The sequence below is a fragment of the Actinomadura rubteroloni genome (assembly GCF_002911665.1).
GTDB lineage: Bacteria > Actinomycetota > Actinomycetes > Streptosporangiales > Streptosporangiaceae > Spirillospora > Spirillospora rubteroloni.
The window spans coordinates 1,138,625-1,156,508 of record NZ_MTBP01000001.1; the positions used below are offsets into that span (position 1 = coordinate 1,138,625).

At 68.9% G+C, this 17,884-nt stretch carries 6 protein-coding genes; all 6 read left to right on the forward strand.

Translation table 11 applies throughout. The annotated features are described in order from the left end of the window. Positions 1-89 precede the first annotated feature (89 nt). From pglW to BTM25_RS05060, 6 genes are read left to right on the forward strand one after another with little or no spacing between them, the layout of a single operon-like run. On the forward strand, positions 90-4,634 hold the full coding sequence (pglW, locus tag BTM25_RS05035) for a BREX system serine/threonine kinase PglW (RefSeq protein WP_103561562.1): 4,545 nt from the start codon (positions 90-92) through the stop codon (positions 4,632-4,634). Next, complete coding sequence (pglX, locus tag BTM25_RS05040) at positions 4,631-8,221, forward strand: BREX-2 system adenine-specific DNA-methyltransferase PglX (RefSeq protein WP_103561563.1); 3,591 nt, start codon at positions 4,631-4,633, stop codon at positions 8,219-8,221. The genes pglW and pglX overlap by 4 nt, the downstream gene beginning before the upstream one ends. A gap of 27 nt (positions 8,222-8,248) precedes the next feature. Then, a complete protein-coding gene (pglY, locus tag BTM25_RS05045; protein WP_103561564.1) occupies positions 8,249-12,157 on the forward strand; it encodes a BREX-2 system ATPase PglY in 3,909 nt (1,302 codons plus the stop codon). A gap of 8 nt (positions 12,158-12,165) precedes the next feature. Further along, complete coding sequence (pglZ, locus tag BTM25_RS05050; RefSeq protein ID WP_205647964.1) at positions 12,166-14,445, forward strand: BREX-2 system phosphatase PglZ; 2,280 nt, start codon at positions 12,166-12,168, stop codon at positions 14,443-14,445. Beyond that, complete coding sequence (gene brxD / locus BTM25_RS05055; RefSeq protein ID WP_103561565.1) at positions 14,442-15,719, forward strand: BREX system ATP-binding protein BrxD; 1,278 nt, start codon at positions 14,442-14,444, stop codon at positions 15,717-15,719. The genes pglZ and brxD overlap by 4 nt, the downstream gene beginning before the upstream one ends. Further along, positions 15,716-17,803 (forward strand): DEAD/DEAH box helicase, encoded by a 2,088-nt coding sequence (locus BTM25_RS05060; protein ID WP_103561566.1) that lies wholly within the window; start codon positions 15,716-15,718, stop codon positions 17,801-17,803. Before brxD ends, BTM25_RS05060 begins: the two co-directional genes overlap by 4 nt. Positions 17,804-17,884 lie beyond the last annotated feature (81 nt).

Genomic DNA, 17,884 nt, shown 5'->3' on the forward strand with positions numbered 1-17,884 from the left:
TCCGCTTATGTAGTGCATTGCTAGGCTGCCGATCGTCAAAGCAGACGGTGTCATGTTTCTGTCCAATAGGACAAAGATGGGGCGGCTGTATGCGCGAGGGTCGGTGGACGACGGTCACCGAGTCGGAGTTCGATCACGAACGCCGCGGCCTCGAAGCGATCCGCGCGCTGCTGCCCGACGCCGACCCCTGGTACGCGTGGTCCAACTTCTCCTTCACCTCCCGCCAGGGCCGGGTCCGCGAGGTGGACCTGCTGGTCATCACGCCCACCGGGCTGGTGATGGTCGAGCTGAAGAACTGGCACGGCCGCCTGGGATTCGACGGCGGGACCTGGGTGCAGTTCAGGCCGTCCGGGTCGCGCCAGAACCACGGCAACCCGTTCCATCTGGTGGACCAGAAGTCCAAAGAACTGGCCGGGCTGATCCGCAGCAAAGGCGAGAAGGCGTGGGTTTCGCCCGCGGTGTGCTTCACCGAGAAGTCGCTGCGGATCGAGCTTCCGGAGAACGACCGCAACGGGGTCCACCTCGGCGCGGAGGCGCTGGTCGAGGCGCTGAACGAACGGCGTCGCGACGCGCGGCGTCAGATCAACGGGCCGGACGCCAAAAAGATCAAAGAAGCGCTGGGCCGTGTCGGGATCAAGAAAAGCCTCGCCAGTTTCAACGTCGGCCCCTATCGCATGCACGGTAAACCGCTGGACACCGGACCGGGCTGGGTCGACTATTCCGCCCGGCACGGCGATCTGGAAGACCCGGCGCGCATCCGCATCTACCTGCGCTCGGACGAGCCGGTCGAGTCCGTCGAGGCGGTCGCGCGCCGGGAGGCGGCCGTCCTGCGCCGGTTCCGGCACCCGGGCGTCGTCCAGTTCCGCGACCTCTACGTGTCCGGACACCGGGCCGGGCCTGCGCTCGCGTTCGACTACACGCCGGGAACGCTCCGATTGGACGCCTACCTCGCCCGGTACGGCGACCGGCTCGACCTGCTGGACCGGCTGACCCTGGTGCGGCAGCTCGCCGAGACCGTCCGGTCCGCCCATTCCCAGCGCGTGTGGCACCGAGCGCTCGCGGCCGGATCCGTCCACGTCGTTCCACGTGTCGGCGACGGCACCGACCCGACGGGCGACGCGGCGTGGCTCCGGCCACGGCTGCAGATCTCCGAGTGGCAGATCGCGCTGGCCCGGGGCGGCAGGATCTCGCGGCTCGTCCCGTCGTCCCTGTCGTCGTTCCCCGTCGCGGACGACGCCGAGCCGTACCTGGCGCCCGAGCTGACGGCCCTGCGCCCCGACCCGGTGATGATCGACGTCTACGGGCTCGGCGCGCTCGCCTACCTGCTGGTGACCGGGCAGGCGCCCGGCGCGAGCCAGTCCGACGTGATCGGGCGGCTGGAGGCGTCGGGCGGGCTGCGGCCGAGCGCCGTGCTGGACGACCTGGGCACCGATCTGGACGACTTCATCCACCAGGCCACACACAAGAACCCCGACGAACGACCGTCGACGGTCGATGAGTTCCTGGGCCTGCTCGACGTGGTCGAGGAGGCGCTGACACGTCCGTCCGACGACCCGGTGCGCAACGACGAGCCGGACAAGGACCCGCTGGACGCGGTGACGGGCGACGTCCTCGCCGGCCGCTGGGAGGTCCGCCGCAAGCTGGGCCGCGGTGCCACGGGGCTCGCGCTGCTCGTCCGGGACCTCGCGCACGACCCCGCGCGGCGCGGCTCGCGACCGTACGTGGTGCTCAAGGCGGCGGTGACGGAGCAGGCCGCCGACACGCTGCGCCGCGAAGCCGAGGTGATGGGACGGCTGGACTCCGCCACCGGGATCATCCGCCTGATCGAGCCCGAGCCGCTGGTGGTCGGGGGCCGGACGGTCCTGGTGATCGAGTACGTCGGCGACGAGCGCGGCCTCGACGACGACTCCGGGACCGGCAGCAAACCGTCCCGGTTCCGCTACGAAACAGTGGGCCGCCAGATCCAGGCGCACGGCCGGCTGCCGGTCGACCAACTCGAATCCTATGGCGACTATCTCTTCGCCGCCGTGGACTCCCTGGAGAGCGAAGGCATCTGGCACCGCGACCTCAAGCCGGACAACATCGCCATCCGAGTGCGGCGGAACCGCTCAAAAGAACTCCTGCTCATCGACTTCTCCCACGCCGGCCTGCCCGCCAACCACATCGAATCAGGCACCGAGGGGTTCCTTGACCCGTTCCTCGGCTCCATTACCCGCTCGTCCTACGACGGACATGCCGAGCGTTATTCACTGGCTGTGACCTTGCATTACATGGCGTCACGAGAAATGCCGGAATGGGGCGGTGGCCGGGTCACCGCGCCGCAGACGGACCCGGTCGAGTGGCCGTTCCCGACCATCGCGACCGAGGCGTTCGACCCGGCGATCCGGGACGGCCTGACGGCGTTCTTCCAGAAGGCGCTGCACCGGGATCTCGGCGAACGCTTCAGCGACCTCAAGCCGATGCGGGACATGTGGCGCCGCGTGTTCCTGGACGCCCGGACGACCACACCGTCCACCCCGGCGGGCACGGACGAGGAGGGCACCGAGACGGTCGAGCAGTTGCGCGACCGGCTCGCCGAGGTGGCGACCCGCGACACCAACTTGGCCTCGTCGGGCCTGTCGGAGGTCGCCCAGTCCATCCTGTTCGGCCTCGGGCTGACGACCGTCGGCGACCTGCTGGACTACTCCCAGCGCACTCTCGTCAACGCACGCGGAATGGGTCCGAAGACCCGGACCGAGATTCAGCGACGCCAACGGGAATGGGGCGATCGCCTGGGCCGGAGCGTCCCGTCCCCGATCTCCAGCGAAGGCCGGGCCGACGCCCGCCGCGAACGCGCCGAAACCGGCTCGGCCGACAAGCGCGTAGCCGGAACCGACACCGCGGACGCCGCGCTGCGCTCGCTGAGCCTGGATCCGCTCGTCGCACTTTTCGTCCCGGAACTGCGAACGAACGGCGTGAACCGCAAGGAACGCGAGATGGTGCGGCTCCTGCTGCGCATCCCCGACGAGCACGGCGAGCCGGCCGACATCCCGGCATGGCCGAACCAGCGGGAGGTGGCCGAACAGATCGGTCTGAGCACCGGCCGCGTCCCGCAGATGCTCAAGGCCCAGCGCGCCCGATGGAAAAAGGCATCCGAGGTACGAGACCTGCGCGCCCAGATCATCGAACTGCTCGAAGAGCACGACCGGATCGCATCGGTAGCCGAGATCGCCGACGTCCTGGTCCGCGTCCGAGGCACCTGGCAGGTCGGAACGAACCGGCGCGCGATGGCTCTGGCCGCCGTCCGCGCAGTGATCGAAGTAGAACAAGTCAACCCGGACGCAGCGGAGTTCCGCCACGTCGCCAACCGCCGCGCGACCGACCCGGCCGTGGCGGCGGGCCTGCTGGCCCTCGAAGTACGCGACGGCGACGACCCGGACACCCCATCAGCACCCGGCCTGCTCGACTACGCGCAGCGCCTGGGCAAGGTCGCCGACCGCCTGGCGAAACAAGAAAGCATCCCGACAGCGACAACGGTCCTCGCCGAACTCAACGCCATCACGCGTCCTGCGGGCACCATCGCCTGGGAGGACGCGCGGCTGGTGCAAATAGCAGCCGCCGCGTCATCAAACGCCGCCGCAAGCCCCCGCCTGGAGATCTACCCGCGCGACCTGCCCCTGGTACGAGCACTACGCCTCACCCAGGCCGGCCTGGTCCCGGTGGTACCGGGAAGGCTCATTGATCAGCAGCCGGGCCTTACGGTCGAACAGATCCACGAAAGAGTCCTGGCACGCTTCCCTGAAATAGCCGGCGGCCGCTCCCTGCCGACAGGTACGTCCCTGACGAAGGAACTGCACGAAGCGGGCTTCAACCTCAAGCTAGGGACGCACGCGGAGACGGGACAGACGCGCTACGTCCCAGCGGACTTCGGTGAACGCTCGACCAGTTGGGCGAGCGGTGTCCGACGCGGTCCCACGTCCGCCACACGGATAACGCGCTACCACAGCGATCCCGCACTGGCTGCGGCAGCACGAGCCGAAGACCAGCTCGTCGCCGCAGCCTCACGCGATGGATTCCGCGTCCTGACCGTCCGGATGATGCTGTTCTCAGAAGCACTCGAAGAACTAACAGGCAGCCCCGGCGACGCCTCAGCCCAGAACAACACCCCAGGCGGCCGGTTCGGTGGTACCGAAGTATCTGCCACGCGACTCTTCTTGGACGCCCTGCACAGCCTCACCGCCCCAGGAAAAAGACCGACCTGGGAAACGATTTTGCGGGCCGACAACGCCGAGCCGAACGAGAAGTCCGCACACAAGTTCGCCGAGTACGCGACAACCGCTCTGGGCAGAGTAGAGCCGCACCTCTGCAACCTCCTGGCATCAGGAAATGGTCCGATCATCCTGACCGACGCCACAGTCTTCGCCCATTACAACGCAATGGACACGCTGTCCCGTATAGCAGACGCGGCACGATCAGGAAAACGCGGCCTATGGCTCGTTTGCCCGCAAAGCGACCCGGCCCGCGAACCCCGCCTAGGCCGCCGCGCAGTCCCCTACCAGCCAGCGCTCTCCGAGTGGGTTGAACTCAATGACCACTGGGCTCGAAATCGTCACAGATCAGAGGAAGTAGCCCCGGAAGAGGAGAGGTCTGCGTGATCGACCGCAAATCGCTTCTCGGCGATCTAAAAAAGCAGGTTAGGGCAGCAGAGGGCGACCTACACGGTCAAGTGGATGCGCTGTCGGAGACAAAAGAGCGACTGAAAACCGAGCACACGGAAGCGTTCCGGCTAGGCCGAACCGCCGCGACCTTCTCTTCCTGGCTGGGCGAACGGATCACGCAAGTCGCGGTGGCATGGGTCCTCGGCACGGTATTTGTCCGGTTCTGCGAAGATAACGAGCTGATTCCCGAGCCATACCTGACGGCACCTGACCAGGCCCGCCACGACATCGCCCAAGCGCGATACGAAAGTTATGTTGAGACGGCCGAGAACCCCACTTATCGGGGTTGGTTGAAACTGGCGTTCGCCGAGCTGGGCCAAGGCCAACCCGGCCGGCTATTGTTCGACCGCGAACACAACCCTCTCTACCAGATACCGCTTTCTCATGACGCGGCCCGGAAACTCGTGGAGTTCTGGCGTCGCCGTCGCGACGACGGCACGCTAATTCACGACTTCATCGACCAACTGAGCACAGATAAAAAATCCGGTTGGGATACTCGGTTTTTGGGTGATCTTTATCAGGATCTTTCGGAATCAGCGCGCGAGACTTTTGCTCTCCTTCAGACTCCCGAGTTCGTGGAAGAGTTCATTCTCGACCGTACGCTGAACCCGGCACTGGAAGAGTTCGGCTACGAAAACATCAAAATTATCGACCCGACGTGCGGATCGGGTCATTTCGTACTGGGTACATTTAGCCGTCTAGTAAAGTTGTGGGCCGAAAATCCGCGCGGCAAGGACCCATACGCCCAGGTACGCGCAGCGCTTGAATCGGTGCACGGTGTGGACATCAACCCGTTCGCGGTAGCCATCGCGCGCTTTCGCCTCTTCGTAGCAGCGATGGCGGCAGCAAAATTTCGGTCGTTGGCCGAAGCAGCGCAGTATGAGTGGCCGATTCAGCTCGCGGTAGGCGACTCGCTGATCAAACGAAGGCAGTTGGAGCTAACGTTGATCAGCGCCGAGACTGGTGACCTGATTGCAGAACACTCTTATTCGACAGAGGATATTCAGGACTTTCCCGAACTTCTGAAGGAAGGTCGCTATCACGTGGTGGTAGGGAACCCGCCGTACCCCACCGTGAAGGACCGCAAGTTGAATGAATACTATCGACAAGCTTACAACGCATGTGCTGGGACTTATGCACTATCGGTCCCCTTCGCCCAAAGGTTTTTCGAACTAGCGAAACGTGGCGAACCCGACGATACCGGATATGGAATGGTCGGCCAGATCACCGCCAACTCGTTTATGAAGCGAGAGTTTGGAAAGAAGCTTGTTGAGGAATTCTTCGCAGCGAAAGTAGAGCTAGTCGAGGTCATTGATATGTCTGGTGCGTATGTACCCGGACACGGAACGCCGACAGTAATTTTGATCGGGCGGACCCGGGCAGGCGCGGCTAGGTCCGGAACTGTTCGCACTGTGCGAAGTGTGCAGGCCGAGCCCACGACGCCAAAAGAGCCGAGTGAGGGCCGAGTCTGGAGTTCTATCCGTCGTCATGTGGACGATCCCGGGTTCGTAAATGAATGGATCTCGGTGGATGACTTGGAACGCGCGCGGTACTTCGGCCAGCAGCCTTGGGTGCTTCTGGATGGCGGCCTTGAACTGCTGGAATCTATCCAGAAAAATGCTTCGAATCAACTGGCATCGATCGCTATACGTGTCGGATTGTACGGTGATACACACGCAGACGATGCCTTCCGTTTTTCTCGCCGACATCTTGCCGTGCGTGCCGCTGAAGATAGCGCCATCAGGCCGATTGGTGTGGGAGACGAAGTACGAGACTACGTGCTTTCAGCAGATGGTTGGGTAATACATCCATACGATGATGAGCGTTCGATAGCGCCGGTATTTAGAATGCCGAATATAGGGCGCATGCTATGGCCGAACCGCACAGAACTGGGAAATCGTGCCACTGGATCCCGGGGTAATTATTTCAGCAAGGGGAAGGCTTGGTGGTCGTGGCATCAGCTTTCGAGAGATGAGGATGCGCATTGCTGGTCAATCAACTTCGCCTTCGTCGCCACGCATACTCACTTCGTTTTGGTGCGTAGTCCAATGGCATTTACTCGAACTGCTCCGATGATTAAGCTTCCGGCGAACTGTGGCGAAAAAGAGCACCTTTCTTTGCTTGGGCCGCTCAATAGCTCGACGGCATGCTTTTGGCTAAAGCAAGTCAGTCATTGTAAGGGCTCGGAAGGGTATCAATCGGGAATCAAGACGGAGCGATGGGAATATTTCTATGAATTCACGGGAACTAAGCTTTTAAATTTCCCGCTGCCCCTTGGGCAGTCACTAGGGCTGGCCAAATTGATCGATCGGCTGGGGCATGGGCTTTTGGCCTGCGCTCCAAGTACGCTCACAAAAGACCAGGTGCCCGAAAATTCTGCTTTGCGTGAGGCGCAGGTTCGGTGGAATTTGATTCGGGCTCGGATGATTTCGTTGCAGGAAGAGTTGGACTGGCAGGTGTACTCGCTCTACAAGCTGCTTCCTGAGGATCTTCGGGCGGCTGAGGATGATGTGCCGGAGCTTGCGTTGGGAGAGCGGGCGTTCGAGATCGTGCTTGCTCGGCGGGTTGCGGCGGGGGAGGCGTCTGATGAGTGGTTTAGGCGGCATGGGTCTACGCCGATCACCGAGATTCCTGAGCGGTGGCCGGAGGGATATCGGCGGGTCGTGCAGAAGAGGATCGACGCTATCGAGTCCTCTCAAGCCATCGGGATGATCGAGCGGTCTGAGTACAAGCGGCGGTGGGCCACTGAGGGGTGGGACTCGCTGCAGGAGAAGGCTCTTCGAGGGTGGTTGCTTGATCGGATGGAGGCTCGGGAGCACTGGTTTGATGACGGGCTGCCTGTGGTTCGTACTTTGTCGCAGCTCGCGGACATGCTTTCGCGCGACGACGAGTTTGTGTCTGTTTCTCGTATTTTCGCGCCGCGTGATGAGTTGCGGGACGTCGTTGGCAAGCTCATCTCGGGCGAGCATGTGCCTTTTATTGCGGCGTTGCGGTACAAGCCGTCGGGGCTTAAGAAGCGTGCGGACTGGGAGCACGTCTGGGATCTTCAGCGGCGGGAGGACGCAGCCGCCGACGAGATTGCCAAGAGGAGGATCCGGGACGCCACGCCTGTTCCTCCTAAGTATACGTCTGCCGATTTCTTGCGGCCGTCGTTCTGGCGGGCACGGGGGAAGCTCGACGTCCCGAAGGAACGGTTCATTTCCTATGGGGAGATTAACGTCGCCACCCCGAGTCTGTACGGCTGGGCCGGGTGGGATCACAAGGAGCAGGCGCAAGCGCTCGCTGCTCACATCGCGGACCAGGATTTGAGTAGCGAGGAGATCCGGCCTTATCTCGCCGGACTGCTGGAGCTTCAGCCGTGGATTGAGCAGTGGCATGACGCGTTCGACGACCTGTACGGCGGCTCACCGGCCGCGTTCTTCGCCGGCTACCGCACCCAGACGCAGAGCGAGCACGGCCTGACCGATGACGACCTGCGTTCGTGGCGGCCCCCGGCGGCGCGCGGGCGCCGTGCGAAGCGCTAGTCCGTCCCGAAGGAGGAGGAACACCTCATGGCAGAGCCGCCCCTGCTGCACGATGTCATCGACATCAAGGAGACGATCTCCACTTCGGACTACGTCCTCAAACTCGCCGACGCCGTCACGCCCGAAGGTGCCGAGCGGGCGCTGGCGGACTATGTCATCACCGATCGGCTGGTGGACAATTTCGATCAGGCGCTCGGGCTCATCAAGGCGGCCCTGGACGGCGGTTCGTCCAAGGCCGCTTACCTGCACGGCTCGTTCGGGTCCGGCAAGTCGCACTTCATGGCGGTGCTGTTCGCGTTGCTGTCGAACAACCCGAGCGCGGTGCGGCGTGAGGAGTTCGACCGGCTGCTCGTCCGGCATGACTGGCTCACCGAGGACGGCCGCAAGTTCCTCCTTGTGCCGTACCACATGCTCGGTGCGAAGACTATGGAGCAGCGCGTGCTCGGCGGGTACGTCAAGCACATCCGCAGGCTGCACAGCGATGACGTCCCGCTGCCCGCCGTCTACCGCACGGACGGCCTGTTCGCCGATCTCCGCGCGATGCGCGAACGGTTCGGCGACGACGCCGTCATCGGCGGCCTCACCGACGACACCGGCGAGGACGACGAGTGGGGCGACTCGTTCGCCTGGACACCGGAAAAGCTCGACATTGCGATGTCGGCGCCCGAGCACTATGCCGATGTCGACGGCGTCGAAAGCCTCGACCTGACGCATCCCACAGCCCCGCACGAACTGCGCGCGAAACTCGTCCAGGACGCCGGCACGACGCTCTTCCCCGGCTTCACCCGCAGCGCCGCCGAGGACGAGGGAGGTTTCATCTCCCTCGACGCCGGGCTGACCGTGATAGCCGAGCACGCCAAGTCCCTCGGCTACGACGGCATCGTCCTCTTCCTGGACGAGCTGATCCTCTGGCTCACCACGCTGATCAACGACGAGAAGCGCGCCACGCTGGAGGCCGGAAAGATCACCAACTTCGTGGAGGGCGGCGACGCGCACCGGGCGATCCCGATCGTGTCGTTCATCGCCCGCCAGCGCGACCTGCGCGAACTCGTCGGCGAGAAGATGTCGGGCGCGGCGGAGACGTCGATCCAGGACACGCTGAACCTCGCGTCCGGACGGTTCGACAAGATCACCCTGGAGGACCGCAACCTTCCCCAGGTCGCGCACAGCCGCCTGCTGCGCCCGAAGGACGACGCCGCGCGGAAACTGATCGACGAGGCGTTCCGGAAGACCAAACGGCAGGGCGCCCGCGTCTGGGACATGCTGCTCGGCTCCGACGAGATCGTCACCGGCGCGGACGAAGACGCGTTCCGCCTGACCTATCCATTCTCGCCCGCGTTCATGGACACGCTTGTCCACCTGTCGGCCGCACTCCAGCGCAACCGGACGGCCCTGAAGCTCATGGGCGAATTGCTGGCCAAACACCGCGACCGGCTGCGGCTCGGCGACCTGGTCCCGCTCGGTGACCTCTACGCGGAGATCGCACAGGGCGGCGACCGGCCGTTCGTGGACTCCCAGAAGGTGATCTTCGATAACGCGGACAAGCTGTACCGCACCAAGCTGCGTCCGTACCTCCTCAACTCCAACGATGTGACGGAGGAGGACGTCGAACGGTACCTGCGGCGTCCCGAGGACGTCGCCGACGCCACCCTGGCGGGCCGCTGCCGGGCGTTCGTCACCGACGACCGGCTGGTCTGCACACTTCTGCTGTCCGCGCTGACGCCGGGCGTGCCGACGCTCAACGACCTGACCGTCCGGCGGCTCGGTGCGCTCAACCACGGCATCGTCACGTCGCCGATTCCCAACGCCGAGCGCAACATCATCGGGACGAAGATCGGGACCTGGGCCGCCCAGTTCCCGGAGATCAAGGTCGGCGGCAGCGACGCGATGCCGACCGTCCGGCTGGAGCTGGACGGTGTCGACGTCAACGGCGTCATCGCCAACTCCGAGGTCAACGACAACATCGGCAACCGCCGGTCGCTGATCCGTCGGCTGCTCGCCGCCGAGTTGGGCGTGTCGCGCGAGGACGGACGGATGGGCGCCGACGAGCTGTCCTTCGTCTGGCGCGGCACCGAGCGGACCGTCGAGATCGTCTTCGGCAACGTCGCCGACCGGGAGGAACTGCCCGACCACGACATGCAGCCGTCCCTCCCCGGCCAGTGGCGCATCATCGTCGACCTGCCGTACGACGAGGGCGAACTCGGCCCGCGTGAGGACGCCGACCGGATGCGCGACCTGCGCGAGCGGCAGGGCGAGCCGACCCGCACGCTCGCCTGGCTGCCGACGCACCTGTCGGCGCAGCGGTACGCGGACTTCCGCCGGCTCGTCAAGATCGACAAGGCGCTGGAGGACGACCAGCGCTTCCACCACCACTACGCCGCCCACCTGAACGCCGACGACCGCGCCCGCGCGAAGGGGATGCTGGAGGGACAGCGCGAGGCGCTGCTCAAGCAGGTGCGCGCCGCGTTCCGGCAGGCGTACGGGCTGGCGCAGAAGCAGCCGGCCGACGTCGATCCCAGTTTCAGCGACCATCTCGTCGCGCTGCCCGACCTCGGCGACCTGCCCCTGTCGATCGGGCAGCCGCTGGACAAGGCGCTCCGGGACGTGGCCGGACGCCTCCTCGCCCACCAGTTCCCCGCCCACCCCGACCTCGACCCGAACGGGACCGGCGTCGCGGTGAAGCCCGCCGAGGCGCGCACCGTCCTCGCGCACGTCCGGGCCGCCGCCGAGGCCAAGGACGGACGCGCCGAGATCCCGCCCAAGGACCGCAAGATCATGGACCGGCTCGTCGCGCCGCTGGAACTCGGCGAGCAGATGGAGGTCTACTTCCGGCTGTCGCACCGCTGGGCGGACCACTTCCGCCGGCTCGCCCGCCGCGACGGCGTCACCGGCGACCACACGGTCGCGGCGCTGCGCGGCTGGCTGGACGAGCCCGAACCGCGCGGCCTGCCCGGCTTCCTCGCCGACCTCGTCATCGCGGCGTTCGCCGAGACCGACGACCGGGTGTGGGTGCGGGCGGGCGCGCCGCTGGAGCCGCCGCCCGATCTCGGCCGCGTCCAGAACGCCGACGCGCTGCGCGACCAGCCGCTGCCCGCCGAGGACGTCTGGGACGCGGCACGGGAGCGCTACGAGGAGATCTTCGGGGCGAAGGCGCCCGTGCTGCGGCGCGGACGGATCGTCAACCACTTCGCCGACACGGTCGTCGAGGCCGTCCGCCGGTACCGGACGTCCGCCGAGGACCTGGTGCGGCGGCTGGAGGAGCACGCCGGCTTCCTCGGGCTGGACGACGCCGAGGACGGCCGGCTGGCCATCGCGCGCCGCGCCCTCGACCTGCTGCACGAGGTCCAGGCGACGCGGGAGCGGGGCGGCAGCGCCAAGCGCGTGGTCGAGGTGTTCGGCGGGTTCGACCTCGGGCCGGTCGAGCCGGAGCGGTACGGGACGTCCGTCAAGCGGGCGGCGCACGTCACGCAGGCGCTCGTCCTCGCGCCGTGGGACACCCTCGACCTGGCGCGCGGGCTCGGCGCGGAGGGGCACGAACTGCTGGAGCGCCTGCGGCGGGCCGCGCGTGCGGACGAGCGGACCGTCCCGCTGGCCGACGAGCTGCGCGGCATCCCGACGCAGATCAACGTGCTGATCAAGCGCAACCAGTCGCGCAGACCCGCCCCGCCGCCGCCCCCGAGCGCCCCGCCCGCGCCGACGGTGAGCGCGCCGCTGGTGCCGTCCGCGAGCGTGCCGCTCGTGCCACCGGCGGGCGCGTCGCCCGTTTCGACGGGGACGGCGGGCGCGGTGTCCGGGGCGGCGGGTGCGCGGCGGGGGCGGCGGCGTTCCGGGGGTGGGCGGACCACCGCCGCGCGGGCCGCCGCCGAACTGTCGGCCGAGCTGGCCGGGCTGGAACCCGGCGCGACGGTGGAGATCGCCTGGCGGGTCGTGGAGTGATGCCGGTCATGAGCGCGCTGCGGTTGACCGTCCCGGCCGTCAAGCAGTACCTGCTGTCCTCGAAGTGGCGCGACGTGTTCACGAAAGGACGCGCGGTCGTACTGCTGCGGTCCGCGCCGCACTGGGACGGTCCGGCCGACGTCGACCTGGGCGGCGGACGAAAGATCCGAGTCGTCGCCGCCGTGTCGGTGCTCGCCGTCCACGAACTGGTCCTCGACCACCTGGCCGGACACGACGGGCCTGCGGTGCTGGTCGTGCTCACCGATCAGGAGCCGTCCGACCTGGACCAGGCGATCCTGGCCCGCACCCACCGGTACCGAATCCACGCGGTCGATGGCTGGGAGGTCGTACGGGACAAGTTCGGTGCGTCCGACGTGGACAGCAGACTGCGCGCCCTGCCGTGGACGGCCGAAGCCCTCCTGGACGCCACCCCTCCCGAAGGCTGGCCGCAGGTGCCCGGCGGTGTCCTGTCGAGCCGGACGGCGCTGTCCCTGCTCGCGCAGCGGCGGCTGAGGCTCGGCCGGTACGCGCCCGCGGACGAGCCCGCCGACGCGACGGGGATCGACGTCCACGCCCTGCTGCGCTGGTCGCTGCGCGACGGGGCGCCCGAGACGCTGCTGTCGCTGCGCGCTCCCGAACGCGACGGCGTCGCCGCCTTCCTCGGCGAGGACGACCAGGCCGGGACGGCGGCGCGGGCGCTGCTGGCGCTGGTCGCCGCGGGACACGGCGCCGACGCCGTCCCGTTCGGGCTCGTCTGCGCGGCGCTCTGGCGGCACGCCCCGCAGGACGCCGGCGCGCTCCGCGCCCAGGGCCGCGCGGAGCGGTGGTTCGGCGAGGCGCCGCCCGCGTCCGGCGCGGCGTTCGACGAGCTGGTCGGGACGTTCGGCCGCGCGTGTGAAGAGTTCGTCGTCTCCCTCCGCGCCGAGGAACGCGGGGCCGTCCTGCACCGCGCGGAGGCACTGACCCGGCAGTTCGCGGCGGAGACAGCCGCGCAGCACAGCCCGGTGCTGGACGAAGGGCTCGCCGCCCGTTTCGCAACCCTCGGCGCCGCGCTCGGCACGCTGGACGCGGTGCGCGCCGACGCCGCCCTGCGCGACCTGGCCGACCACCGCCGCGCCGACGAACCCGGCACACGGGCACGGATCGGACGGGCTGCGATGGCGGTGCGGCTCGTCCGGTGGCTCGGCACCGAACCGTCCGCCGAGGTCGAAACCGTCGCTGCCGGGATCGAGCGGCACATCGCCGAGACCGGCTGGGTCGACCGCGCGCTGGCGCACCTCGGCGACCCGGAGCTGCGGGCCGCCTGCGACCGGATCGCCGGACGCGTCCGGGAGCGCCGGACGGCGCTCGACCGGTCGTTCGCGGGCGTCCTGGCCGCCGGGCCCGGTGCGGCGCTGACCGCCGGGACGTTCCCGGACCGCGTCGTGCGCCCGCTGGTCACCGGACGGTCCGCGCGGCGCGTCCTGCTCGTGCGGCTCACCGGGACGGACGCCGCGTCCGCCGCCGAACTCGCCGACGAACTCCTGAGCGAGTGGGCCGAGTTCGACCCGGTGCCCGACGCGTCGGCGCCGCGCCGGCGCGGCCTGCTCGCCGGGGACGAAGCACCGGACCGGCTCGGCGAACCCGTCGACGCGTCCGCGCTCGCGGCGGCGCTGGACGACCCGGAGCGCCCTGTCGTGATCGTTCGCGACGAAGGGCGCCTCGACGGGCTCGCCCGGCTGCTGCGCGCCGCCGCCGACCGCGACCTGGCCGTCCTGCTGACCGGCGACCCCGCGCCGCCGGACGGCCTGGCCGGGGCGGCGGTTCCGGTGCTCGCGTTCCTGCCGTTCGGCGCCGATCCGCCGAAGGGCTGGCGCGAGCTGGGCGACCAGCGGCCGGCCTGGTGGCGCGACGAGGCCCCGGCCGCGCCGCCGCCCGCCCGGTCCCGGCGCCGGTCCCGGTCCGTCCCGCCGCCGGGCGCCGCGGCGCTGTTCGACGTCGCGGCCCCCGATCCGGTCGACGCGCTGCTCGCCTCGGAGATCTTCACTGGGCAACTGGAGCTGGTCGCGTCGCGCAAGCCGCCGCTCGCCAAGTTCCGTACGGCCGTCCAGGCGCTGCTGGACGACGGCACGCTCCCGGTCACCGCGCTGGCCCAGCGGATCGGGCTCCCCGCGTCCCGCGCGGCCGGGTTCGCGGCGATCCTCGCGCAGGTGCTCAACTACGACGGCGCTCAAGTGCTGGAACGGCTCCCCGACGGACGGACCGTCCGGCTGAACCGCGCGCTGCTGCGCGAGCAGTTCGAGCTGTGACCGGCGCGGCGCGGCGGCGGGCCGTGATCGACGCGCTGCGGCGCGGGGCCGTCCCGGACGCGGGCCTGGACCTGCTCGCCACCGGGCTGGACCGCTTCGCGCCGGAACTGGACGCCGAACTGGACGCGGTCGCGTCCGGTTCCGCCGTGTTCAAGGCGGTGCGCGGCGAGTACGGGTCCGGGAAGACGTTTTTCACGCGCTGGGTGGGCGAGCGCGCGAAACGGCGCAACTTCGCCGTCGCCGAGATCCAGGTGTCGGAGACAGAAACGCCGCTGCACCGATTGGAGACCGTCTACCGGCGGCTGACCGAACGGCTCACCACCACCGGATCCCCGCCGAGTGCGCTCGGACCCGTCGTGGACGCCTGGTTCTTCGCGCTGGAAGAGGACGCGCTCGCCGGCGGAACCGCCGAGGACGACCTGCCGGCCGCGACCGGACGGCTGCTGACCGCGCGGCTGGCCGAGGTGTCGCGGCACGCGCCGTCGTTCGCGTCCGCGCTGCGCGGCTACCGGTCCGCGCAGCTCGCCGGGGACGACGACGCCGCGTCCGCCGTCCTGGCGTGGCTCGGCGGGCAGCCGCACGTCGCGGCGGCCACGCGCCGCGCCGCCGGGGTGCGCGGCGACCTCGACCACTTCGGCGCGCTCGGCTTCCTCCAGGGGCTGTTGACCGTGTTGCGCGACTCCGGGCATCCCGGGCTGTTCGTCGTGCTGGACGAGGTGGAGACGCTGCAACGCGTCCGGTCCGACGCCCGGGACAAGGCGCTCAACGCGCTGCGGCAGCTCATCGACGAGGTCCACGCGGGCCGCTTCCCCGGGCTCTACCTCATGATCACGGGGACGTCCGCCTTCTACGACGGGCCGCAGGGCGTCCAGCGCCTCCCGCCCCTCGCGCAACGCCTGGCGACCGATTTCGGCACCGACGCCCGGTTCGACAACCCGCGCGCCGTGCAGCTCCGGCTGCCGGGGTTCTCCGCGACGTCGCTGGTGGAGCTGGGGATCCGCGTCCGCGACCTGTACGGCGGGCGCGCCGCCGACGTCGTGGACGACGTCTACGTCGCCGACCTGGCCGCGGCGGTCGGCGGCGCGCTCGGCGGGAAGGTCGGGGTGGCGCCGCGGCTGTTCTTGAAGAAGCTCGTCGCGGACGTCCTGGACCGCGTCGACCAGCACCCCGACTTCGACCCGCGCGTCCACTACGCCCTGACCGTCCGGTCCGCCGAGCTGACGGACGTCGAGCGCAACTTGGCCCTGCCCGACGACGTCGTCCTCGACCCGTGAGCGACCTGGACCCGGTCGTCCTGCACCACGTCGTCAACTCGCTCGGGTGGCCGGGGCTGCGTCCGGCGCAGCGCGCGGCGGTCGAGCCGGTGCTCGCCGGACGGGACGTGCTCGTCCTCGCCCCCACCGCCGGCGGCAAGACCGAGTCGGCCGTGTTCCCGCTGCTCACGGCCATGACGCGGGACGGCTGGACGGGCCTGTCCGTCCTCTACATCTGCCCGCTGCGCGCACTGCTGAACAGCCTCGGCCCGCGCCTTGAGTCCTACACCGGCTGGCTGGGACGCCGCGCGGCCGTCTGGCACGGCGACGTGTCCGGCGCACGCCGCCGCGCCCTGCGCGCCGACCCGCCGGACGTCCTGCTCACCACCCCCGAGTCGATCGAGGGCATGCTGATCGGCACCGCCACCGAGCACACGGACCTGCTCGCCGGCGTCCGCGCCGTCGTCGTGGACGAGGTCCACGCGTTCGCCGGGGACGACCGGGGCTGGCATCTGCTGGCCGTGCTGGAACGGCTGGAACGCGTCGCCGGACGCCGGATCCAGCGCGTCGGGCTGTCGGCGACGGTCGGCAACCCGTCCGCCCTGCTCATCTGGCTCCAGGGCGCGCGGGCCGCGTCGCGGGACGGCCTGGTGGTCGCGCCCGCGGCGTCGTCGGCCGCGCCGCCCGACATCACGCTCGACCACGTCGGCTCGCTCGCGAACGCGGCGAAGGTCGTGGCGGCGCTGCACCGGGGCTCGAAACGTCTGGTGTTCTGCGACTCGCGGCGGCAGGTCGAGGAACTGGGCTCGGAGCTGCGGGCGCGCGGCGTGACGGTCTTCCTGTCGCACGCGTCGCTCTCGGCGGACGAGCGCGTCCGGTCCGAGCAGGCGTTCGCGGAGGCGCGGGACTGCGTGATCGTCGCGACGTCCACGCTGGAACTCGGCATCGACGTCGGCGACCTCGACCGGGTGATCCAGATCGACGCGCCGTCCACGGTGGCGGCGTTCCTGCAACGGCTCGGCCGCACCGGACGGCGGCCCGGGACCGTTCGGAACTGCCTGTTCCTCGCCACGACGCCCGGGGCGCTCGTCCAGGCCGCCGGGCTGCTGACACTGTGGGCGGACGGCTGGGTGGAGCCCGTTCTCGCACCGCCCGAACCGCGCCACCTCGTCGCGCAGCAGCTCTTGGCGCTCGCGCTCCAGAACGGGACGGTGGGGGACCGGGAATGGGCGTCCGAATGGAACGGCCTCGCTCCGTTCGACAGGTCCGCTGAACCGATCGTCCGGCATCTCATCGACCAGGGTTATCTCGAAATCGACGGTGGCTTGCTGTTCATCGGCCCGGAGGCCGAAAAGCGGTTCGGACGGCGTCACTTCATGGAACTGACCGCCTCGTTCACGGCGCCGCCGCAGTTCACCGTCCTGTTCGGACGGCAGGAGATCGGGCGCACCGACACGACCGTCCTGACCGAGCGCCGCGAAGGCCCCCGCCGCGTCCTGCTCGGCGGACGAAGCTGGCAGGTCCGTCACGTCGACTGGAAACGGCGCCGGGCGTTCGTGGAACCCGTCGCCGGCGGCGGCGTCGCCCGCTGGAACCAGGGACGGCACGCGGCCCGCTCGTTCGCGCTCGTCCGGGCGATGCGCTCGGTCCTGCTCGGCGCCGACCCGCCCGTCACGTTGACCCGCCGCGCCCGGGACACGCTCGCCGAGGAGCGCGCCCGCGTCCTGGTCGACGCGACGGCCGCCCCGGACGGCACCACGATCGTCCGCACGTCCGGCGACGTCCGCTGGTGGACCTGGGCCGGCCACCGGGCGAACGCCACCCTCGCCGCGACGCTCGGCTCCGTCGCCGACCCGGCCCAGCAGCCGAACGACCTCTGGGTCCGTCTGCGCCAGGACCTCACCCCGGACCTCTGGCACGCCGCACGCGCGACGAACGAGCCGCTGACCTTGCCGGACGTCGATCCCCGCGCCGTCCACGGCCTCAAGTTCGCCGCCGTCCTCCCACCCCGCCTGGCCGTCGCCACCCTCGCCGCCCGCCTGGCCGACCTCCCCGCCGCAACCGAAGTCCTGGCCGAACCAACGATCCTCACCGGCCTGACCTAGTCCCGCGCCCACGACCGCACTGATCCGATGGCTCGGCAGGGTCGCGCTCCGAGGGGATCGCGGGCATAGAAAAAGGCCCTG

What these genes read in the sequence shown, in the direction of transcription:
- pglW (WP_103561562.1), top strand. Translation starts at nt 90, where the DNA reads ATGCGCGAGGGTCGGTGGACGACGGTCACCGAGTCGGAGTTCGATCAC.
- pglY (WP_103561564.1), top strand. Translation starts at nt 8,249, where the DNA reads ATGGCAGAGCCGCCCCTGCTGCACGATGTCATCGACATCAAGGAGACG.
- pglZ (WP_205647964.1), top strand. Translation starts at nt 12,166, where the DNA reads ATGAGCGCGCTGCGGTTGACCGTCCCGGCCGTCAAGCAGTACCTGCTG.